Source organism: Asanoa ferruginea (genome assembly GCF_003387075.1).
GTDB lineage: Bacteria > Actinomycetota > Actinomycetes > Mycobacteriales > Micromonosporaceae > Asanoa > Asanoa ferruginea.
In genome coordinates this window covers 1,813,685-1,834,812 of record NZ_QUMQ01000001.1, presented here as the reverse complement: position 1 = coordinate 1,834,812, position 21,128 = coordinate 1,813,685, and the positions used below count along the sequence as shown (strand labels likewise).

The 21,128-nt window shown below is 70.4% G+C and carries 16 protein-coding genes; 10 read left to right on the top strand and 6 right to left on the bottom strand.

Going from position 1 to position 21,128, the window contains the following annotated elements:
* Window positions 1-8: 8 nt before the first annotated feature.
* Entirely contained in the window at window positions 9-251 is a 243-nt protein-coding gene (locus tag DFJ67_RS08885) for a hypothetical protein (protein WP_116067442.1), read from the top strand.
* A 53-nt stretch (window positions 252-304) separates the two neighbouring features.
* Here the strand turns inward: DFJ67_RS08885 and DFJ67_RS08880 are convergent, their stop codons facing one another.
* The gene (locus tag DFJ67_RS08880; protein WP_409363007.1) at window positions 305-2,416 is read right to left on the bottom strand and encodes a S9 family peptidase; all 2,112 of its coding nucleotides are present in this window, start codon (window positions 2,414-2,416) and stop codon (window positions 305-307) included.
* Window positions 2,417-2,476: 60 nt separating this feature from the next.
* Here DFJ67_RS08880 and DFJ67_RS08875 point away from each other — a divergent pair, with 60 nt between their 5' ends.
* Entirely contained in the window at window positions 2,477-3,766 is a 1,290-nt protein-coding gene (locus DFJ67_RS08875) for an FAD-binding oxidoreductase (RefSeq protein WP_116067440.1), read from the top strand.
* 283 nt (window positions 3,767-4,049) lie between these two features.
* On the opposite strand, the gene DFJ67_RS08870 is transcribed toward DFJ67_RS08875, so the two are convergent.
* From DFJ67_RS08870 to DFJ67_RS08855, 4 genes are all read right to left on the bottom strand, one after another.
* Window positions 4,050-4,715, bottom strand: coding sequence for an ATP-dependent Clp protease proteolytic subunit (locus DFJ67_RS08870; protein WP_239097676.1), 666 nt, complete (start codon window positions 4,713-4,715; stop codon window positions 4,050-4,052).
* Window positions 4,716-4,980: 265 nt separating this feature from the next.
* Complete coding sequence (locus DFJ67_RS08865; protein ID WP_203784553.1) at window positions 4,981-6,663, bottom strand: MFS transporter; 1,683 nt, start codon at window positions 6,661-6,663, stop codon at window positions 4,981-4,983.
* Between the two features lie 26 nt (window positions 6,664-6,689).
* Entirely contained in the window at window positions 6,690-7,208 is a 519-nt protein-coding gene (locus DFJ67_RS08860) for an SAM-dependent methyltransferase (protein ID WP_116067438.1), read from the bottom strand.
* A gap of 169 nt (window positions 7,209-7,377) precedes the next feature.
* Entirely contained in the window at window positions 7,378-9,549 is a 2,172-nt protein-coding gene (locus DFJ67_RS08855) for a SpoIIE family protein phosphatase (protein WP_116067437.1), read from the bottom strand.
* Window positions 9,550-9,802: 253 nt separating this feature from the next.
* Between DFJ67_RS08855 and DFJ67_RS08850 the strand changes: the two genes are divergently transcribed.
* Together DFJ67_RS08850 and DFJ67_RS08845 are read left to right on the top strand one after the other, a co-directional pair.
* On the top strand, window positions 9,803-14,212 hold the full coding sequence (locus DFJ67_RS08850; protein WP_116067436.1) for a HAMP domain-containing protein: 4,410 nt from the start codon (window positions 9,803-9,805) through the stop codon (window positions 14,210-14,212).
* Window positions 14,213-14,228: 16 nt separating this feature from the next.
* Window positions 14,229-14,774 (top strand): response regulator, encoded by a 546-nt coding sequence (locus tag DFJ67_RS08845; protein WP_116067435.1) that lies wholly within the window; start codon window positions 14,229-14,231, stop codon window positions 14,772-14,774.
* A gap of 5 nt (window positions 14,775-14,779) precedes the next feature.
* Here DFJ67_RS08845 and DFJ67_RS08840 read toward each other — a convergent pair whose 3' ends face one another.
* Window positions 14,780-15,115 carry an STAS domain-containing protein gene (locus DFJ67_RS08840; protein ID WP_116067434.1) on the bottom strand — a complete coding sequence of 112 codons (336 nt, stop codon included), beginning with the start codon at window positions 15,113-15,115 and terminating at the stop codon, window positions 14,780-14,782.
* Window positions 15,116-15,223: 108 nt separating this feature from the next.
* Here DFJ67_RS08840 and hemL point away from each other — a divergent pair, with 108 nt between their 5' ends.
* The 6 genes from hemL to ccsB are packed head-to-tail and all read left to right on the top strand — an operon-like array spanning window position 15,224 to window position 21,067.
* Window positions 15,224-16,561 (top strand): glutamate-1-semialdehyde 2,1-aminomutase, encoded by a 1,338-nt coding sequence (gene hemL, locus DFJ67_RS08835; protein WP_116067433.1) that lies wholly within the window; start codon window positions 15,224-15,226, stop codon window positions 16,559-16,561.
* The gene (locus DFJ67_RS08830; protein ID WP_116067432.1) at window positions 16,558-17,205 is read left to right on the top strand and encodes a histidine phosphatase family protein; all 648 of its coding nucleotides are present in this window, start codon (window positions 16,558-16,560) and stop codon (window positions 17,203-17,205) included. Before hemL ends, DFJ67_RS08830 begins: the two co-directional genes overlap by 4 nt.
* Before the next feature lies 1 nt (window position 17,206).
* On the top strand, window positions 17,207-17,779 hold the full coding sequence (locus tag DFJ67_RS08825) for a TlpA family protein disulfide reductase (protein WP_116067431.1): 573 nt from the start codon (window positions 17,207-17,209) through the stop codon (window positions 17,777-17,779).
* Entirely contained in the window at window positions 17,779-18,531 is a 753-nt protein-coding gene (locus DFJ67_RS08820) for a cytochrome c biogenesis CcdA family protein (protein ID WP_116067430.1), read from the top strand. The genes DFJ67_RS08825 and DFJ67_RS08820 overlap by 1 nt, the downstream gene beginning before the upstream one ends.
* Window positions 18,531-20,108 (top strand): cytochrome c biogenesis protein ResB, encoded by a 1,578-nt coding sequence (gene resB, locus DFJ67_RS08815; protein ID WP_116067429.1) that lies wholly within the window; start codon window positions 18,531-18,533, stop codon window positions 20,106-20,108. The genes DFJ67_RS08820 and resB overlap by 1 nt, the downstream gene beginning before the upstream one ends.
* Window positions 20,108-21,067 (top strand): c-type cytochrome biogenesis protein CcsB, encoded by a 960-nt coding sequence (ccsB, locus tag DFJ67_RS08810; RefSeq protein WP_116067428.1) that lies wholly within the window; start codon window positions 20,108-20,110, stop codon window positions 21,065-21,067. The genes resB and ccsB overlap by 1 nt, the downstream gene beginning before the upstream one ends.
* The last annotated feature ends 61 nt before the right edge of the window (window positions 21,068-21,128 follow it).

Here is a 21,128-nt window from a genome sequence, read left to right as displayed (position 1 = left end):
GTGACGGCATGTCCTACCCGACCAGCCCTGCACGGCCGCGTAGCTCGGCCGCCCGCATCTGCACCATCATCGCGTTCGTCTTCGCCGTGGGCGCGGTGCTCCTCTTTCCGCTGCCCTTCGGCCTGCTCGGCCTGATCCTGGGCATCGTCGCAGCCATGCTCGGCGACAAGCCGCTCGGCTGGTATGCCGCCGGCGCGAGCGTGGTGGGCGCGGTGCTCGGCATCATCATCGGCGCCGCGCTGGCCAACTGACAGCGCTGGTCGAGGGCCTATCCGGGCACACCGGATAGGCCCTTCGCGTTCATTCAGCCAGCGAGACCGACGCGGTCGAGGATCCAGGCCGCGATGAAGGCCTCGTCCTTCCACGCGTCGTAGCGGCCGCTCGGACCGCCGTGGCCCGCACCCATCTCGGTCTTCAACAGGTAATGGCCGCGCTCCGCGGTGGCCCGCAGCCGGGCCACCCACTTGGTCGGCTCGTGGTAGAGCACCCGGGTGTCGTTGAGGCTGCTGGCCGCCAGGATCGCCGGATAGTCCACATCGGAGACGTTCTCGTAGGGCGAGTAGGACTTCATGTATTCGTAGACCTCGGCGTCGGCGAGCGGGTTGCCCCACTCCTCCCACTCCATCACGGTCAGCGGCAACGACGGGTCCAGGATGGACGTCAGCGGGTCCACAAAGGGCACTTCGGCCACGATCGCCGTGAACGCCTGCGGCGCGAGGTTGGCCACCGCGCCCATCAGCAGGCCGCCGGCCGAGCCGCCGCGGGCGACCAGCCGGTCGGGCGAGGTCCAGCCGGCCTTGGCGAGGTGCTGCGCGCAGGCGACGAAGTCGCTGAACGTGTTCTTCTTGGCGAGCAGCTTGCCGTCCTCATACCAGTGCCGGCCCAGCTCGCCGCCGCCGCGCACGTGCGCGACCGCGAAGACCATGCCGCGGTCGAGCAACGACAGGCGGGGCACCGAGAACCACGGGTCCATCGAGGCCTCGTAGGAGCCGTAGCCGTAGAGGACACACGGCGCCGAGCCGTCGCGCGGGGTGCCCTTGCGGCGGATCAGCGAGATCGGCACCCGGGTGCCGTCGTCGGCCAGCGCCCACTCGCGCTGCTGCTCGTAGTCGGCCGGGTCGAACTCGCGCCCGTCAGGGCCGGGTCGCACCGGCTTGCGCTTGCGCAGGATCAGCTCACTGGTGGCCAGGTCGTAGTCGTACACCGATTCCGGTGTGGTCAGTGAGGTGTAGCGCAGCCGTACGCTGGCGGTCTGGTATTCCGGGTTTGAATCGATGTTGACGCTGTAGATCGGTTCGGGGAACCGCATGTCATAGCCGTCGGTTTCGCCGAGCGGAAGGATCCGCAGGCCACTGAGGCCGTCGCGGCGCAACGAGATGACCAGGTGCTCGGCGAACGCGTCGACCGACTCGAGCCGGGTGCCGGGCTGGTGCGGAACCATTGTGACCCAGCCGCTGGGGTCGTCGACCGACGTGTAGGCCAACTCGAAGTCTTCGGCGCCGTCGTTGTGCAAGATCAGGAAGCGGTGCCCGTGGTGCTCCACGGAGTATTCGACGCCCTGCCGCCGCGGCGCGATCAACGCCGGCTCGGAGGTCGGGTCGTCGGCCGGGATCACCCGGACCTCGCTGGTGATCTTGCTGCCGGCGTCGATCAGCACGTAGCGCTGCGAGCGGGTCAGGTCGACACCGACCCAGAACCGCTCGTCGAGCTCCTCGTAGACGATCGCGTCGTCGCCGGTCGGTGCGCCGACCGTGTGCCGCCACACGCGGTGCGGGCGCCACGCGTCGTCGACGGTCAGATAGAAGAGCGTGCCACCGTCGTACGACCAGGCAGTGCCATAGAAGGTGTCCGGCACCTCGTCGGGAAGCACCTCGCCGGTGCGCAGGTCTTTGATCTTCAGGGTGAAGCGCTCGTCGCCGGTGAAGTCGGTCGAGTAGGCGAGCCGGTTGCCGTCAGGGCTGACGTCGAACGCCCCCAGGGAGAAGAACTCGTGCCCCTCGGCGAGCGCGTTGCCGTCGAGCAGGATCTGCTCGCCCGGCAGCGGGGCGCCGTCGCCGGTGGCGGGCGGCGTCGTGTCGGTCGGGTCGTCGAGCGGCACCCGGCAGTGGATCGGATACTGCTGGCCCTCGACGGTGCGGGTGTAATACCAGAACTGCCCCATCCGGGTGGGCACCGAGAGATCGGTCTCCTGGGTGCGGGCCCGGATCTCGCCGAACAGCTTCTCCCGCAGCGGCGCGAGGTGGGCGGTCACCGCCTCGGTGTAGCGGTTTTCGGCCTTGAGGTAGTCGAGCGTGTCGGGATCGTCCTTTTCCGCGAGCCATGCGTACTCGTCGACGATGGTGTCGCCGTGATGGGTGCGTTCGCGGTGAACCCGCTTCGCGACAGGGGGCTTTGACTCGTCGGTCACGGAAGTCACGCTACCCGGCCGGCTGTGGACAGTCGTTGCAGGCCATTCGAACATGTGTACGATTGCGGCATGACTGTGGCGGGCGACTCCGACGTCGGGCGGCGTCTGGCAGCGATCTGTGGCCCGCAGTTCGCGCGGGAGGCCGGCCCGGCCGACGAGGTCGCCGGCGTGCCCGCCCGCTGGGTGGCCGCACCCGGCACGGTCGAGGCCGCTGCGGCCGTCCTGGCCCTGGCCGCGAGCCACAACCTGGCCGTCATCCCGCGTGGCGCCGCGACCAAGCTCGACTGGGGCTCCCCACCGGCCCGGCTCGACCTGCTCATCGACACCGGCCGGCTGGCGGGCATCTGGCACCGCGACGCGGGCGAACTCACCGTCGAGGTCGGCGCCGGGACACCTTTGCGGGCGGTGCAGGCCACGCTGGGCCAGCGCGGCCACCGGCTGGCCTGCGACCCGCGCTCGGCCGGCGCCACGATCGGCGGCATCCTGGCGGCCGACGAGGCGGGCCCGCTGCGGCATCGCTACGGCACGCCGTGCGAGCAGGTGACCGGGGTGAGCTACATCGATGCCGAGGGCCGGCTGCACCACGCCGACGGCTGGTCGATGCGCGCCGCCGACGGGCCGGGCCTCAACCAGGTGCTGTGCGGTTCCCAGGGCGCGCTGGCACTGCTGGTCTCGGCGACGCTGCGCACCCAGGCCGCTCCCGCGGCCCGGGTCTGGGTGACCCGCTCGGTCTGGACCCCGCTCGAGGTGCACGACCTGGTCCGCCAGGCGCTGGCCGCCTCCGTCGCCCCCTCGGCGATCGAGGTCGACCTGCCCGCCCACCGGGCGATCCTGATCCCGCGCCAACGCAGCCGCCAGGGCCCGGGCACGGTGGCCCTGCTCCTGGAGGGCGGCCGAGCCGAGGTCCTCGACCGCGCCGAACAACTGGTCACCGTCCTGAGCGGCGACGCCCGAGCGGTCGAGACCCCACCCCGCTGGTGGCACCGCTACCCGTTCGAGCCGGGCGAGGTGGCGCTCCGGCTACAGGTGCCGATCAGCGACCTGCACGCGGCGATCTACGCGCTTCGCGACGCGGTCGGCGGCCCGGTCCCGGTCCGCGGCGCCGCCGGCACCGGCGTCGTCCACGCCGCTCTCCCGGCAAGCCTGGGCGTCGAGCGGGTGTCGGCGATCCTGACGGCGGTGCGCGGGGTGCTGCTCTTCCGCGGCGGCACGTGCGTGGTCACGTCGGCGCCGCCATCGGTACGGCGGTCGATCGACCTCTGGGGGCCGGTGGCCGCCCTACCCACGCTGCGGGAGGTGAAGCAACGCTTCGACCCACATCGGCGCATGGCGCCGGGCCGCTACATCGGCGGCCTCTAGCCGAAGGCCTACGGCCGATCCTCTTGGTTCGGCCCGCGGTTGTCGCCACACGACGACGGCCGTGGCGGCCGGCTTTGTCAGGCCGCCATTCCTGGCGGGAGGGTGGCTCGCGTGCCTTGAGGCTGGTCGGGCTGGGTTGCCGTTCCTGCTGGTGGGAGGCTGCGGGCCTTGAGGCTGGTCGGGCTGGGTTGCCGTTCCTGCTGGTGGGAGGCTGCGGGCCTTGAGGCTGGTCGGGCCGGGTTGCCGTTCCTGGCGGGTGGGTGACCGTGGGCCTTGTGGCCGGTCAGGCTGGGTCGCCCTTCTTGCCTGGGGCGATGATCTCGTGGACGAGGCCATATTCGCGGGCCTCTTCCGCGGTGAGTTGGCGGCCGCGGGACATGTCGTCTTCGACGCGGCTGCGGGGTTGGCCGGTGGCTTCGGCGATGCGCACGATCAGGTCGTCGAGGGCGCGGAGGTGTTGGCCCGCGGCGTGTGCGACGTCTTCGGCGGTGCCGGCGACGCCGGCCGCTCGGGGTTCGCGGAGCCGGAAGCGGCTGTGCGGGAAGGCCTTGCGGTGTGGGGCGACCGCATACAGGCCGACGGCGGCGCCGCCGATCTCGGCTGAGGCCAAGGCGTGCACCGGGGCGTGCATGACGTCGACGGCGTCGATGACGGCGAAGACGGCGTCGAGGTCGCCGTCGGGGCTGCGCAGGTGGAGCTCGACCGGGTCGCCGCCCTGCACGTCGAGGGTCATCAGGGCCGCCACCGTCCGGGTGGCTGCCGCGCCGGTCACCGAGCCTTGCAGGATGACGATGCGCCGGTCGAAGAGCTTCTCCTCGAGCCAGGGTGATAGCGGGGGGCCGCTCTCAACCGGCGGCGGCTGCTCCGACCACTGCGGACTCCCGGGCGTGATGTTCCACCGGCGTGGCCGGTCGTCGAGCGGCATCGTCGTCAGTCCCTCCGTCGTCACCGAACCTGAACTGGAACCGGCCATCCACCGCCGACGCCATCCTCCACTGTCGACGACGCTGCGGCGACACATCTCGCCCGCGCGACCCGGACCAAGCCAGCCGCCTCGATCCCGAAAGCGCTGACGGGTGGGCAGCCGGCACAAGACCCCAACCGGCCGCAGCGCGCGTGGGGCACCCGCGAACGGGCAGCAGAGGCCCTACGCCGACCGTATACCCGCTGGGAGGACCGGGCCCGCTCGTTCGCGGCCGGCGAAACCCCGACCCCTACGCCGGCGCGACCGGCGGATCGACCGGCCCGGACTTCTCGACCGGCCCGGACTTCTCGACCGGCCCGGACTTCTCGACCGGCCCGGACTTCTCGACCGGGCCGGTCGGCTCGGACTTTCGGGCCGGCCCGGCCGGCTCGGAGTTCTCGACCGTCACTTTGCCGCCGGGGTGGAACAGCGCGAAACACAGCGCCACGAACAAGGCGATCGCCATCCCGTAGAAAACGACCCGGCTCGCTTCGGCGTAGTCCCGTTGGATCGCCGCGAACGCCGCCTCGCGGATCGACGGTGGCACGGCGTTGGCGGCCGTCGCGCCGCCGCCGGTCGACGACATCAGCGAGTTCGCGGCCGCCGAGGCATCAGCCGGCGGCACACCCAGACCGGTCAGCGAGTCCGTGAATTTCGAACGGCCGACCTGGAGCAGGACCGTGCCGAGGATGGCCAGGCTCAGGCTCGAGCCGTAGTTGCGCAGCGTCTGGGTGATGCCGGTGACCTCGCCGTACGACGCGTTGATCGCGCGGTTGACCGCGTCCGTGCTCGCCGGCCCGAGGAAGAAGCCGATGCCGGCGCCGGAGAGCACGATCCAATACCACTGGTTGTCTTCCTGGAGTGTGGTCAGGCTGCGGGCCCACAAGGCGAAGCCGATCGTGCCGATCGCACAGCCCAGGATCAGCGGGCTTCGGGCGCCGCCGCTGTCGAGCATCCGGCCGCCGATCTGCGCGGCCACCACGAATCCGCCGAAGAAGATCAACAGGTAGAGGCCCGCGCCGTTCGCGGACAGGCCCAGCGAGAGCTGCGAGTAGACGCTGGCGAAGAAGAACAGGGGTACGAAGGCCATCAGGCCGAAGAACAGGACCGCGTTGTCGATGGTGAACGCGCGGTCCTTGAAGATCCGGACCTTGATCAGCGGGACCTCGGTGCGCAGCTCGACCAGCACGAAGATCACCAGGATCACGATGCCCGCGACAATGGACAGCCAGGTGCGCCAACTGTCCCAACCCCACGTGCTGGCCTGTTGCAGGCCCAGCACGCTCAGCGCCATGCCCGCGACGATCAGGCACGCACCGCGCCAGTCGAGCTTTTCGCGACGGTGCGACGGGTTCACCCGGGCGAGCAAGGTCAGGACAACTGCGATGATCGCCACGGGTACGTTCACCCAGAAGATCGCCCGCCACGTGTACTGGGTGAGCCACCCGCCCAGGATCGGGCCGATCGCGGTCAGGCCGCCGCTGATGCCGAAGAAGATCGCCAGCGCCCGGCCGCGTTGCTGGAGCGGGAAGGCCGCCACCACGATGGCCAGTGCGGCGGGGAAGAGCAGCGCCGCGCCGAAGCCCTGGATGACCCGGAAGATGATCAGCCAGGCCTCGGCGCCGTCGCCTTTCGGGGTCGCGCCGCACAGGGCCGACGAGACCGCGAAGATCGTGACGCCGATCAGCACCATCCGGCGGTGGCCGAGGATGTCGGCCAGCCGGCCGCCGAAGGCGAAGAAGGCCGACAGTGACAGCAGGTACCCGTTGATCACCCACTGGATGGCCGAGGCCGAGATGCCCAGCTCGCCGGAGATGTCCGGCACGGCGATCGACACGATCGTCTGGTCGATGAACGTCATCGCGACGGCGAACACCATTGCTGCGAGCGCGGTGTATTTGTTGGACCCGGGCGCCGTGGTGGGGGTGGCCATTGAACCACGCTAAACGGACATAGCCCTCAGGGTGTCGGAATCGGTGTGGCGGCTACGCACTGCATTCCCTCGAAAGAGGTCACCTCGGTGCGGAAGCCGGCGCTCGTGAAGCGGGCCGCCGCCCGCGCGGCGATCTGGTCGGAGCGCCCGGCCGTCGGGCCCCGCCCCCAGCAGGCGAACATCGTGCCGCCCGGCACCAGCAGCCGGCGCAGCAGCGCGAGTTCCTCCTCGGCCGGGCTGGTCCAGAACAGGTTCACGTTGTTGGAGAACACCTTGTCGAACGAGTGGTCGGCCAACCGCGCCAGCCCTTCGAACGTGAACGCGGCCTGAAACACCGTGGCCCGCCCGGCGGCGACACACGAAGCGTTGCGGGCCAGCGTCTTCTTCACCGCCGTCAGCGACCGGTCGATCGCGGTCACGGATCCGGCGCTGCCGAGCCGGGCACAGACCAGCTCCACCGCCGTGCCGCCCCCGCAGCCGATCTCCAAAATGCGCTCACCGGGCGCCGGATCGACCCGATCAACGGACCACCGGATCCGATCCATCTAGGCCGTGTCCTGTCGATCATCGCGGCCTGCGCCGGGCCCAGCTGCCGCCTGGCGGCGTCCCGGGATCACCGAGATACAACACCGGTATCCCGGCAATCCCGGGCCACCACCAGACAACATCTGGACTCCGTCTCGGCTCACGACGATCGACAGGACACGGCCTGGATTACCCCGGCACGAAGTCGTTGCGCAGCACGAGGATCGCGATGTCGTCGCGCGGCGCGTCGGCGGAGAAGCCGAGCACCGTGGTCTTCAGCCGGCCCGCGACCACGTCGGCGGAATAGCCGGCCAGCGGCGCGGCGGCGTCGCGCAACCGCTCCGGGCCGAACAGGTCGCGCCCGCGCCGCCGCTCGGTGACGCCGTCGGTGTAGAACACCAGCGCGTCGCCGGGGCGCAGGGTCAGCTCGGCCACCGGCGTCGCGACCTCGTCGAGGAGGCCGAGCGCGGTGCCGCCCGTACCCACGAAAGTTGCTCGTCCGTCGGCGCGGACCGCGACCGGCCGGTCGTGCCCGGCCAGGTGCAGGGAGACCGCGAGGTCGCCTTCACCGGAGGCGGCCGGGCCGACCGCGGCCAGGGCCAGCGTGCAATAGCGGCCGGCGCCGCGCTCGACCAGCGTCTCGTTGAGCCGTTGCAGCGCCTCGGGCAGCGGCCGGCCGTCGTGCACCAGCACCCGGATCACGTCGCGGACCAGGCCGGTCACCGCGGCCGCAGGCACGCCCTTGCCGGACACGTCGCCGACGACCACCAGCCAGCGGTCGTCGGGCAGCGGCACCACGTCGTAGAAGTCGCCACCAACCTCGGCGGCGTCGCCCGTCGGCACGTATTCGGCCGCGAAGCCGATGCCCTTGACCACCGGCAGCACCGGCGGCAGCAGCGACTGTTGCAGCGTGTGGGCGACCTTGCGGCGCTCCTCGTGGATCCGCGCGTTCTCGATCGCGAGGCCGGCGCGGCGGGCCACGTCTTCGATCACCGCGACCTCGTCGGGGTCGTGCCGCTGTCGCTGGTGCCGGCCGACGGCGAGGGTGCCGAGCCGCTGCCCGCGCGCCACCAGCGGCACCGCGAAGCCCTCCATCGGCGGCCCGAGCATCACCTGCGACTCGGTCCGCGACGCCTCGCGCAGCCGCGCCAGCATCGAATCGGGGCCGGTCTCCGCGAGCACCGCGTGCAGACGCGGCAGCACCGACTCGTCGGCGTGGCTGGCCGCGGCCAGGTCGAGCCGGCCCCACTCGTCGGTCGTGTGCACCGCGCACCACTGACCGAGCCGCGGCACCACGAGCTGAGGGATGAGAGCCATCGTCAGGTGTACGTCGAGCGACTGCGCCAACAACTCGCTCGCCTCGGCGAGGAACGTCAGCCAGCTCTGCCGGCGCAGGTCGGCCCGGCGCAGGCGGTCGTTCTCGACGTAGAGGGAGAGCCGCTCGGCCACCAGCGCGGCGAGCGGCCGGGCGTAGGCCGACGGCGCGGCGTCCAACTCGAGCTCGCCGTTGTAGGGCCGGTTGACCGCCAGCGGCACCCGGACCAGCTCGTCGTCGGGGCGCGGCGGCCGGCCGTAGCGGGCCAGCGACCGCGGGCCGCTGCCGTCGCCGCGGTCGAGCCGGACCACGCCGCCGGCCGCGCCGACCATCTCGGCCACCCGGGCCAGCAGGTCGGCGGCGAAGTCGGGGAGCGGGTCGTCGGCGTAAGGGTCCGGCGCGGTCTGGCTGAGGGCGGCCATCTCGGTGGCGGTCGGCGTCGGGCCGGGCACAGCCGGCGCGCCGCCGAACACGGAGCCGCTGCCGAGCGCGGAGCCGCCGCCGAGCCCCGAGCCGCTGCCGAGCACGGCGCCGCTGCCGAGCGCGGAGCCGGTGGCGAGCTGCCGGGGCACCACGGCCTGGGCCGGCGGCGCAGCCGCGGCCGGCCGGTCGAGCCGGAACCAGACACCCTTGCGGGCGCCCTCGTGGATCGTTCCCCACCGGGCCGCGAAATGATCGACGAGGAGGAGCCCACGCCCTCTTTCCGAAATTTCAGAAATTTCGGAAAGGTCAGAAGTGTCTGGGCGGGGTCGGGCCAGCACCGTCTCGATGGGTCCGCCCGCGAAGTCCGTGACCGTCACGGTCAGGCCCACTCCGTCGGCGGCGACCTCGATGTCGAGCTCGGTGCCCGCGTGCACCACCGCGTTGGTGGACAGCTCCGTGGTCAGCAGAAGTGCCTCGTTGCTGAGATCGTCGAGGCCGGCCTCGGCCAGCACGGCCCGCACCAGCGCCCGCGCCGCTGCCGGCGTACGCCGGTCGGCGGGCAGCCGCACATGACGGATGTGCTCGACCTGGCCCGCGACGACCTCCCCTGACACGCTTAGCATCCTGCCCCGCCGGGGCGGAATGTTCCAAGCCGCCCGGTCTGGCCACGCCCGGGCATGTCTCGCGAATCATGTCGCCGCCCGATCGCACACCGTGATCGGTCGACTACGGAACCCCCGCAAAAGAGCGAGATCCCACCCGGATTCATGAGTCGGGCCTGTGGCCTCGCGTCCGGCTTGCGGCAAAGGCCATGATGGGAGGGCTGCCGGCGGCCTCCCCCCGTCGATACCTCACACGCAGACCGAGCGAGGAACCATGACCACGGCGAAAACGATCACCGCCGCGGACCAGTCCGCCGCTGACGAGTCCAATCAGCGTCGGGAGTTGGCCGATTCACAGCGACAGCTCGCGGAGCTCTCCGAGGCCCTGCGCCGGGTCGCCCGGGGCGACCTCAAGGTGCGCCTGCCCCGCCGGGCGGGCCAGGCCGGCGAGGTGGCCGACGCGTTCAACGACGTCGTCGCCATGCAGGAGCGGCAACATCTCGACGTGCGGCGGATCGCCCGGATCGTCGGCCGCGACGGCCGGCTGACCGAGCGGCTCGACGAAGAGGGCTACGACGGGTCGTGGGCGGAGAGCCAGCGGGCGATCAACTCGCTGATCGACGACCTGGGCCGGCCGACCACCGAGATCGCCCGGGTCATCGTCGCCGTCGCCGACGGCGACCTCTCGCAGCACATGGCCCTGGAGATGGACGGCCGCCCGCTGCGCGGTGAGTTCCTGCGCATCGGCCGCACCGTCAACACCATGGTTGACCAGCTCTCCAGCTTCTCCAACGAGGTCACCCGGGTGGCCCGTGAGGTGGGCACCGAGGGTGAGCTGGGCGGCCAGGCCGACGTGCGCGGCGTCGCCGGCACCTGGAAAGACCTCACCGACTCGGTCAACACGATGGCGTCCAACCTGACCCACCAGGTGCGGTCGATCTCCGCGGTGGCGACCGCCGTGGCCCGGGGCGACCTCAGCCAGAAGATCACCGTGAGCGCCCGGGGCGAGGTGGCCGCGCTCGCCGACACGATGAACGCCCTCACCGACACCCTGCGGCTGTTCGCCGAGCAGGTCACCCGGGTGGCCCGCGAGGTGGGCACCGAGGGCAAGCTGGGCGGCCAGGCGGCGGTGCCCAACGTGGCCGGCACCTGGAAAGACCTCACCGACTCGGTCAACTCCATGGCGAGCAACCTGACCGCCCAGGTCCGCAACATCGCCCAGGTGAGCACCGCCGTCGCCAACGGTGACCTCTCCCAGAAGATCACCGTGGCCGCGCAGGGCGAGATCCTCGAGCTGAAGGACACCGTCAACACGATGGTCGACCAGCTGTCGAGCTTCGCCGACGAGGTCACCCGTGTTGCCCGCGAGGTGGGCACCGAGGGCAAGCTCGGCGGTCAGGCCCAGGTCCGCGGCGTCTCCGGCACCTGGCGCGACCTGACCGAAAACGTCAACCAGCTCGCCGGCAACCTGACCAGCCAGGTCCGCAACATCTCGCAGGTGTCCACCGCCGTCGCCAAGGGCGACCTGAGCCAGAAGATCACGGTCGACGCCCGCGGCGAGATCCTGGAGCTGAAGAACACCGTCAACACGATGGTCGACCAGCTCAGCAGCTTCGCCGACGAGGTGACCCGGGTTGCCCGCGAGGTGGGCACCGAAGGCAAGCTCGGCGGTCAGGCCCAGGTGAAGGGCGTCTCCGGCACCTGGCGTGACCTGACCGACAACGTCAACTCGATGGCGTCCAACCTGACCAGCCAGGTCCGCAACATCGCCAGCGTCACCACCGCCGTCGCGAAGGGCGACCTCGGCCAGAAGATCACGGTCGACGCCCGCGGCGAGATCCTCGAGCTCAAGTCGACGGTCAACACGATGGTCGATCAGCTCAGCAGCTTCGCCGACGAGGTCACCCGCGTCGCCCGCGAGGTCGGCACCGAAGGAAAGCTCGGCGGCCAGGCCCAGGTCCGTGGCATCGCCGGCACCTGGCGTGACCTGACCGACAACGTCAACTTCATGGCGTCCAACCTGACCAGCCAGGTCCGCAACATCGCCCAGGTCTCCACGGCCGTGGCCCGGGGCGATCTGAGCCAGAAGATCACCGTCGACGCCCAGGGCGAGATCCTCGAGCTCAAGAGCACGGTCAACACGATGGTCGACCAGCTCAGCAGCTTCGCCGACGAGGTCACCCGAGTGGCCCGCGAGGTCGGCATCGAGGGTCAACTCGGCGGTCAGGCCCAGGTCAAGGGCGTGTCTGGCACCTGGCGTGACCTGACCGACAACGTCAACTCGATGGCGTCCAACCTGACCAGCCAGGTCCGCAACATCGCCTCCGTCACCACGGCGGTGGCGCGCGGTGACCTCGGTCAGAAGATCACGGTTGACGCGCAGGGCGAGATCCTGGAGCTGAAGAACACCGTCAACACGATGGTCGACCAGCTCAGCAGCTTCGCCGACGAGGTCACCCGGGTCGGCCGGGAGGTCGGCATCGAGGGCAAGCTCGGCGGCCAGGCCCAGGTCAAGGGGGTCAGCGGCACCTGGCGTGACCTGACCGACAACGTCAACCAACTCGCGTCGACGCTGACCACCCAGCTCCGGGCGATCGCGGAAGTGTCCACGTCGGTGACCCGGGGCGACCTGACCCAGCGGATCACGGTCGAGGCCCAAGGCGAGGTCGCCGACCTCAAGGACAACATCAACCAGATGATCGTCACCCTGCGCGAGACCACGAAGAAGAACGCCGAGCAGGGCTGGCTCGACTCCAACGTGGCCCGGATCGGCGGCCTGTTGCAGGGCCAGCGCGACCTCGGCGAGGTCTGCCGCATGATCATGACGGAGGTCACCCCGCTGGTCGACGCCCAGCTCGGTGCGTTCTTCCTGGCCGACACCGATGAGGGCGTGGTCCGGCTGCGGCTGACCGCCTCCTACGGCTACGTCGCCCGCGACCACCACGTGGTGTTCGGCCCCGGTGAGGGACTGGTCGGCCAGGCCGCCCTGTCGCGCCGGCCGATCAGGGTCGGCGCCGAGCCCACCGGCACGCTCACGTTGCGCTCCGGGATGCTCGACGCCAAGCCGCGCGACCTGGTCGTGCTGCCGGTGCTGTTCGAGGGCGAGGTGCTCGGCGTCATCGAGTTCGCCTGCATCGACGCGTTCTCCGACCTGCACCTGACGTTCCTGGAGCGGCTGGTGGCCACCATCGGCATCGCGCTGAACACCATCCAGGCCAACCGGCGTACGGAAGAGCTGCTGGCCCAGTCGCAGCGGCTGGCGCACGAGTTGCAGGAGCAGTCGGCCGAGTTGCAGCGCACCAACAACGAGCTGGAGGAGAAGGCCAAGCTGCTCTCCGACCAGAACATCAACATCGAGACGAAGAACCGCGAGATCGAGCTGGCCCGGATCGGTCTGGAAGAGAAGGCCCGGCAGCTCTCCGCGGCCAGCGCCTACAAGACCGAGTTCCTCGCCAACATGAGCCACGAGCTGCGTACCCCGCTCAACTCGCTCTTGCTACTAGCCCGGCTGCTGGCCGACAACCCGGAGGAGAACCTGACCGCGAAGCAGATCGAGTTCGCCCGCACCATCCACAGTGCGGGCTCCGACCTGCTCTCGCTGATCGACGACATCCTCGACCTGTCGAAGATCGAGGTCGGCCGGATGGACGTCGCGCCGACCGAGTTGGCCTTCGACGAGATCCGCGGCTACGTCGAGCAGGCGTTCGCGCCCCAGGCCGAAGACAAGGGCCTGCGGTTCGAGGTGATGGTGGCGCCCGACCTGCCGGAGATGCTGATCACCGACGCCCAGCGGCTCCAGCAGATCCTGCGCAACCTGCTCTCCAACGCGGTCAAGTTCACCGACAGCGGCGAGGTGACGTTGCGCATCCAGACCGCGGAGCCGAGCCCCGACCTCGACTCGCCGGCGTTGCAGGCGGCACACCGGGTGTTCGCGTTCTCGGTCATCGACACCGGCATCGGGGTGCCCGACGACAAGCTCTCGCTGATCTTCGAGGCGTTCCAGCAGGCCGACGGCACGACCAGCCGCCGTTACGGCGGCACCGGGCTCGGCCTGTCGATCAGCCGCGACCTGGCCCGGCTGCTCGGCGGCACCATCACGGTGGTCTCCGAGCCCGAGGTCGGCTCGACGTTCACCCTGCTCGTGCCCGACGTGCTGGCACCTGACGCGGTCGTCGCGCCGATGCCCGCACCGGTCCCGCCGCGGGCCATCACCCAGCCGCTGCTGCGCCCGTCGACCGACCAGGTGCGGCAGCCGAGCGCGGCCAGCCGGGCCCTCGACGGCGCCACCGTGCTGATCATCGACGACGACGTGCGCAACGTGTTCGCCCTGACCAGCGCGCTGGAGCTGCACGGCATGTCGGTGCTCTACGCCGACAACGGCGGCGACGGCGTGCGGGCCCTGGCCGAGCACCCCGAGGTCGACATCGTGCTGATGGACGCGATGATGCCCGACCAGGACGGCTACGAGACGACCCGGGTGATCCGCCGCAACCACCACAACGTCGGCCTGCCGGTGGTCTTCCTCACCGCGAAGGCGATGCCGGGCGACCGGGAGTCGGCGATCGCCGCCGGAGCGACCGACTACATCACCAAACCGGTCGACCTCGATGAGCTGATCAACCTGATGGCGAGCTGGGTGCACGGCACCGCCGGCCAGCCGACCCAGGAAGGCGGAGCGGTTTGACCGTTAGGGTGGGACGGTGAGTGGGACGGCGAAGGCACTGCTGGTCGACGACCGTAAGGAAAACCTCCTCGCGCTGGAGGCGATCCTCCAAGGGCTGCCGGTTAAATCCGTCGCGGTCGAAAGCGGGGAGGCGGCACTCAAACAGCTCCTGGTCGACGACTTCGCGGTCATCCTGTTGGACGCCCAGATGCCCGACATGGACGGGTTCGAGACGGCCAACCACATCAAACGCCGCGAGCGGACCCGGCACGTGCCGATCATCTTCCTGACCGCGGCCGACCGTGACGCCCAACTCGCGCTGCGTGGTTACGCGGCGGGAGCGGTCGACTACCTGACGAAGCCGTTCGACCCGTGGGTGCTGCGCGCCAAGGTCTCGGTCTTCGTCGACCTGTGGACGAAGAGTCGCCAGTTGGCCGCACACAGTGAAGACGTCCGCGAGCGCGACGCGCGCTGGCGCACCCTGAGCGAAGCGGTTGACGCGGCCACCACGCTGCTGCGCTCAGACGAGGAAGGCGCCCGGGAACGGGCGGTGCAACTGCTCGAACAGGCCCGCTGGGGTTAAGCGAGCTAAGACGAGGGCTCGCTGTTCTTGACCATCAGGGCCGAGCGGAGGCCGGTGATGTCGAGCACTCGCATCAGGAAGTCGCCGACGTTGGTCAGCACCAACACGCTCTGCGCGTGGCTCACCTTGCGACTGAGCACGACGAGCGTGCCGAGGCCCGTAGAGTCACAGAACGTGACGCCGGCGAGATCGAGGGTGACCCGCGGCGGCGGCTCGGCCAGCACCTCGGTCACCGCGTTGGCGAGCCGGGTGCCGGTGAGCATGTCAATCTCGCCGGCGAGACTCAGCACGACCTCTTCAGGCGTGCGCCGCACGGTGATCGACAGTTCCGGACGTTCCACGCGAGCAGCCTATCGCGATCTCCCAGGACCGGCCCGTCGAGCGTCGCCCGCTGGCGGGCCAGGGGTGCCTGCCCGCCATCTCCTACACGCTGTCAGAATGGCTGCACCGTGACCGAAACAAATTCGGCCGGCCCCGGTCGGTACCCATCCGACGCGCCGGCATCCGAGGCCTTGTTCAGCCGCGCCCGTGAGCTCACGCCGGGCGGGGTCAACTCGCCGGTGCGCGCGTTCCGTGCGGTCGGCGGCACCCCGCGCTTCATGGTCCGGGGCCAGGGCCCCTGGCTCTTCGACGCCGACGACCGGCGCTATCTCGACCTGGTCTGCTCGTGGGGTCCGCTGATCCACGGGCACGCGCACCCGGTCATCGTCGAGGCCGTCACCGCGGCCGCCACCCGTGGCACCAGTTTCGGCACGCCGACACCGGGCGAGGTCGACCTGGCCGCCGAGATGGTCGCGCGCACCCCGATCGAGCAGGTGCGCCTGGTCAACTCGGGCACCGAGGCGACGATGTCGGCGATCCGGCTGGCCCGCGGCTACACCGGCCGGTCGAAGATCGTGAAGTTCGCCGGCTGCTACCACGGCCACGTCGACTCACTGCTCGCGTCGGCCGGTTCCGGAGTCGTCACGTTCGGCCTGCCCGACTCGCCCGGCGTCACCGGCGCGGCGGCGGCCGACACGATCGTGCTGCCCTACAACGACCTCGCCGCGGTCGAGGCGGCCTTCGCGGCCGACGGCGCCGAGATCGCCGCCGTGATCACCGAGGCCGCGCCCGGCAATATGGGCGTGATCGCGCCGCGCGAGGGCTTCAACGCGGGCGTCGCCCGGATCGCACACGCACACGGCGCGCTGTTCATCGTCGACGAGGTGATGACCGGCTTCCGGGTGTCGCGCTCCGGTTGGGCCGGCATCGAGGAGACCGGCGCCGACCTTTACACCTACGGCAAGGTGATGGGCGGCGGGCTGCCGGCGGCGGCGTTCGGCGGCTCCGCCGAGATCATGGGCAAGCTCGCCCCGGCCGGGCCGGTCTACCAGGCCGGCACCCTCTCCGGAAACCCGCTGGCCTGCGCGGCCGGCCTCGCGTCGCTGCGGCTCGCCGACGACGCGGTCTACCGCCGGCTCGACGAGACCTCGACCACGGTCAGCAAGATGGCCAGCGAGGCGCTCGCCGGCGCGGGTGTTCCGCACCGGCTCTCGTACGCCGGCAACATGTTCTCGATCTTCTTCACCGACGCGGACGTGGTCGACTTCGACGGCGCGCGCGCCCAGAACGTGGCCGCGTTCAAGGCGTTCTTCCACGCGATGCTCGACGCCGGTGTCTACCTGCCGCCGAGTGCGTTCGAGGCCTGGTTCGTGTCGGCGGCGATCGACGACGCCGCCCTCGAGGTGTTGGCCGCGGCCCTGCCGGGCGCGGCGCGAGCGGCGGCTGCTGCGGGGGGCGCGAGTTGACGACGACGGTGGTGCACGTGCTTCGGCACGGCGAGGTGCACAACCCCGGCAAGGTGTTGTACGGGCGGCTGCCCGGCTTCAAACTCAGCGAACTCGGCACCCAGATGGCCAAGGCGGCCGCGCAGGCGCTCGCCGACCGTGACGTCACGCACGTCGTGGCCAGCCCGCTGGAGCGCGCCCAGGAGACCGCCGAACCGATCGCGGCCCAGTTCGGTCTCCCGGTCGGGGTCGACGAGCGGCTGATCGAGAGCGCCAACTGGTTCGAGGGCAAGCGGGTCTCGCCGGGCGACGGCTCGTTCCGCGACCCGCGCAACTGGTGGGTGCTGCGCGACCCGCTGACGCCGTCGTGGGGCGAGGCCTACCGGGCGATCGCCGAGCGGATGTTCGCCGCCGTGCACGCCGCGCGGGTGGCCGCCGAAGGCCACGAGGCGGTCTGCATCTCACACCAACTCCCGATCTGGACGCTGCGCCGCTACGTCGAGCACAAGCGCCTCTGGCACGACCCGCGCAAGCGCCAATGTGGACTGTGCAGCCTGACCTCGTTCCACTTCGACGGCGCCAAAGTGGTCGGCATCGGCTATTCCGAGCCGGCAGCCCATCTCGTCGCGCTCTCACCCAACGCCCGGAACGCCAAGGGCGCCTGACATGCGCCGTCGTGGTCTGCTTGTCGGCCTGGTGGTCGCCGCGGTCGCGGTGGCCGCGCTCGTCTACGTGGTGGCCGGCCGCGGCGGCGACAGCTGGAAAGACCTGTGCCAGACGTCGAGCGAGGGCTTCATCGAGTGCGCCGCGGGTAAGCGGCCGGCCGCGCCGGACGTCGCCGGTGACCTGCTCGAGGGCGGCCGCTACGACACGGCCGCCGACGCCGGCAAGGTCCTGGTGGTCAACTTCTGGGGTTCCTGGTGCGCGCCCTGCCGGGCCGAGATCGACGACCTGGAGCACACCTACGAGGCCACGAAGGCCAAGGGCGTCGACTTCCTCGGCATCAACATCCGCGACGGCCGCGACGCCGCGCTGGCCTTCCACAACCAGCAGGTGACCTACCCGAGCATCTTCGACCCGTCGAGCAAGTTGGCGCTCGGCTTCGAGATCCCGCCCAACTCGATCCCGGCGACCATCATCGTCGACCGGGCCGGCGACATCGCCTACGTGATCCGCCGCGGGGTCACCCAGGAGCAGTTGCAGCCGATCGTCGAGCGGGTCGCGGCCGAGGCGTCCTGATGGGGAGCACGTTCGGCGACCTGGCGACCAGCGGCCCGCTGGCGTTCGCGATCGGCGGCGCCGCGCTGGCCGGCCTGGTCAGCTTCCTGTCGCCATGCGTGCTGCCGCTGGTGCCCGGCTACCTGTCCTACGTCACGGGCCTGGCCGGCTCGGAACTCGAGCGCAAGGTCCGCGAGCGCAGCCGGGTGCTGGCCGGCACGATGCTCTTCGTCGTCGGCTTCACCACGGTCTTCGTGCTGGTCGCCGTGCTCGTTTCGCGGGTCGGCTGGGTGATGGTCGAGCACCGCCGGCTGCTGGAGATCGTGGTCGGCTCGCTGATCATCGTGCTCGCGCTGGCGTTCCTCGGCGTGATCCCGGGCCTACAGCGCGAGGTGCGAATCCAGGCGCTGCCCAGGGCCGGCCTGCTCGCCGCGCCGGTCTTCGGTGCCGTGTTCGCGCTGTCCTGGGTGCCCTGCGTCGGCCCGACCATGGGGTCGGTGCTGCTGCTGGCCAGCACGGCCGGCAAGGCTGACCGGGCGGTGGTGCTCGCCGTGGCGTACTGCCTCGGGTTGGGCATTCCGTTCGTGATCTTCGGGGTGTTCTTCACCCGGCTGCTCGGGCTGTTCAAGGCGATCCGGCGCAACAGCCAGTGGGTCACCCGGATCGGCGCCGGCCTGCTCATGCTGATGGGGCTCGCGCTGGTCACCGGCGGCTGGAACAGCTTCCTGATCTGGCTGCAGAGCAGCATCGGCCCCGGAAGCATCGGCATCTGATGACCGCGACCGACACCCGACCCGCGCCGCCGGCCGCGCCGCCGCCCCGCCCGCCCGGCTGGGGCAACTGGCTCGTCGCCGTCGGCCGCAACGCCTGGCGACAACTCACCAGCATGCGTACGGCGTTGGTGTTGCTCTTCCTGCTCGCCGTCGCGTCGATTCCGGGCTCGATCCTGCCGCAGACCAACGTCGGCATCGAGAAGGTCCAGGCCTACTACCGCGCCCACCCGACGCTGGCGCCGTGGATCGAGAAGGTCGACGGGTTCAACGTCTTCGGCTCGCCCTGGTTCGCCGCGATCTACCTGCTGCTGTTCACCTCGCTGATCGGCTGTGTGGTGCCGCGGCTGCGCGACCATTACCGCGCGATCCGGTCGGTGCCACCCAACGCGCCGGCCCGGCTCGACCGGTTGCCGCAACACGCGACGGTCGACGACCACGACGGTGACCTGAAGGCGGTCGCGGCCACGCTGCGCAAGCGGCGCTGGCGGGTGGTCGTGCGCGGCGACACGGTGTCGGCGGAGAAGGGCTATCTCAAGGAGACCGGCAACCTGGTCTTCCACCTCTCGCTGATGGCGGTGCTGGTCGCGGTCGCGCTCGGCTCCTGGTATGGCTGGCACGGCAACCGGATCCTGGTCACCGGCCCGGACTCGGGGTTCTGCAACAGCCTCCAGCAATACGACGAGTCCAAGCTCGGCCCGCGGGTCGACGAGAGCAAGCTGCCGCCGTTCTGCGTGACCCTCGACCAGTTCGAGGCGACGTTCCAGACCAGCGGGCAGCCCAAGCAGTTCAAGGCGACGGTGACCGTCGAGGGCGACGGGCCGACCCGCACCGCCGACTTCTCCGTCAACGACCCGCTGCGGCTCGGCGGGGCTTCGATCTACCTGCTCGGCCACGGCTACGCGCCGATCCTGCGCTACACCGACCGGTTCGGGAAGACGCAGACCAAGGAGGGTCCGTTCCTGTCGGAAGACGGGATGCAGACCAGTTCCGGCGCGATCTCTTTCCCCGACGCCAACATCGACCCGAAGACCGGCAAGCGTGACTCGTCGTTGCAGATGGGCTTCGACGGCCTCTACATGCCGACCGCGCCGAAGCAGCCGCCCTATCTGCGCTCCGAGTTCCCCGCGGAGAACAACCCTGGCCTGCTGCTCACGGCCTATCGCGGCAACCTCGGCCTCGATGCGGGCATCCCGAGTTCGGTCTACCACCTCGACCAGAACCAGATCGACGCCGGCCGGCTCAAGCAGGTCGGCGAGGGCAAGCTGCTCAAGCCCGGCGAGACCTGGACGCTCGACGACGGTTCGTCCGTCCAGTTCGTCGGGACGAAGAAATACGTGACGCTGTCCGTGCGACACGACCCCGGCCAGGACATCGCTCTGGTCGCGGCGGTGTGCGCGCTGGTCGGTCTGATGGGCTCGCTGTTCGGCAAGCGCCGGCGGATCTTCTTCCGGTTGGCTTCCCCGTCTCCGACATCCAGTAGTAGATTGCTCGAGGCCGGTGGCCTACCGCGCACCGACTACCCCGGCTTCGCCGAGGAGTTCGCTTCGACCGTCGCCGCCGTGAGAGAGAAGACCTGATGGCCGCCTTGTCGGACGCCCTACTGGTGGTGGCCATGCTCGGCTACCTGGCCGCGATGATCGGTTACGCGGCCGTCTACGCCTTCGGCGACAAGGGCGTGGTCGCCCGGGTCGCTGAACGTGAACTCGTCGGCGCGGGCGGGCCGCCGGTCGCGGTGGTTTCGCCGATCGAAGAGGTTTCGCCGCCGCCCGCTCCCCGACGCACCTCCTGGGCCGGCCGCATCGCCGCCGGTTTTCTGGTGCTCGCGGCCGTCGCCCAGATCAGCTCCCTGATCAGCCGCGGCGTCGCCGGGCACCGGCTGCCCTGGGGCAACATGTACGAGTACGTCCTCGCGGCCACCTCGGTCGCCGCCGTGGCCTGGATCATCGTGATGGTCCGCCGCCCGGCGCTGCGCCACCTCGGCCTCTACGTCGCGCTGACCCAGGTGGTCCTGCTCGGCGTCGCCGGCCTGATCCTCTACGTGCCGGTCGGGCCGCTGGTGCCGGCGCTCGACTCCTACTGGCTGGCGATCCACGTGACCGCCATCGCCATCTCGTCGGGCGTCTTCCTGATCGGCTTCGTGCCGGCCAGCCTCTTCCTGATCAAATCCGGCTACGACAAGGGCCGCAACGGCTTCCCGTTCAGCCTCGGCGACCGCCTTCCCGCCGCCGACGTCCTCGAGCGCCTGTCGTTCCGCCTGCACGCGTTCGCGTTCCCGATCTGGACCTTCGGCGCGCTGATCGCCGGCCCGATCTGGGCGGAGTCGGCGTGGGGCCGCTACTGGGGCTGGGACCCCAAAGAGGTGTGGGCGTTCATCTCCTGGATCGTCTACGCCGGCTACCTGCACGCCCGGGCCACGCCCAGCGTCAAGAAGACGACGGCCACCTGGATCGCCGTGCTGGGCTTCCTGACGATGCTGATGAACCTGTTCGGCGTGAACATCTTCTTCACGGGCCTGCACTCGTACGGCGGCCTCTGACCGATCGGCCATAGCCCAAGATCGACCGACTCGCTAGTCTCCAGATGATCATGTTCTGACG

Coding starts and splice junctions, on each gene's coding strand:
- DFJ67_RS08885 (WP_116067442.1), top strand. CDS start 9: ATGTCCTACCCGACCAGCCCTGCACGGCCGCGTAGCTCGGCCGCCCGC.
- DFJ67_RS08875 (WP_116067440.1), top strand. CDS start 2,477: ATGACTGTGGCGGGCGACTCCGACGTCGGGCGGCGTCTGGCAGCGATC.
- DFJ67_RS08865 (WP_203784553.1), bottom strand. CDS start 6,663: ATGGCCACCCCCACCACGGCGCCCGGGTCCAACAAATACACCGCGCTC.
- DFJ67_RS08860 (WP_116067438.1), bottom strand. CDS start 7,208: ATGGATCGGATCCGGTGGTCCGTTGATCGGGTCGATCCGGCGCCCGGT.
- DFJ67_RS08855 (WP_116067437.1), bottom strand. CDS start 9,549: ATGCTAAGCGTGTCAGGGGAGGTCGTCGCGGGCCAGGTCGAGCACATC.
- DFJ67_RS08850 (WP_116067436.1), top strand. CDS start 9,803: ATGACCACGGCGAAAACGATCACCGCCGCGGACCAGTCCGCCGCTGAC.
- DFJ67_RS08825 (WP_116067431.1), top strand. CDS start 17,207: ATGCGCCGTCGTGGTCTGCTTGTCGGCCTGGTGGTCGCCGCGGTCGCG.
- DFJ67_RS08820 (WP_116067430.1), top strand. CDS start 17,779: ATGGGGAGCACGTTCGGCGACCTGGCGACCAGCGGCCCGCTGGCGTTC.
- resB (WP_116067429.1), top strand. CDS start 18,531: ATGACCGCGACCGACACCCGACCCGCGCCGCCGGCCGCGCCGCCGCCC.
- ccsB (WP_116067428.1), top strand. CDS start 20,108: ATGGCCGCCTTGTCGGACGCCCTACTGGTGGTGGCCATGCTCGGCTAC.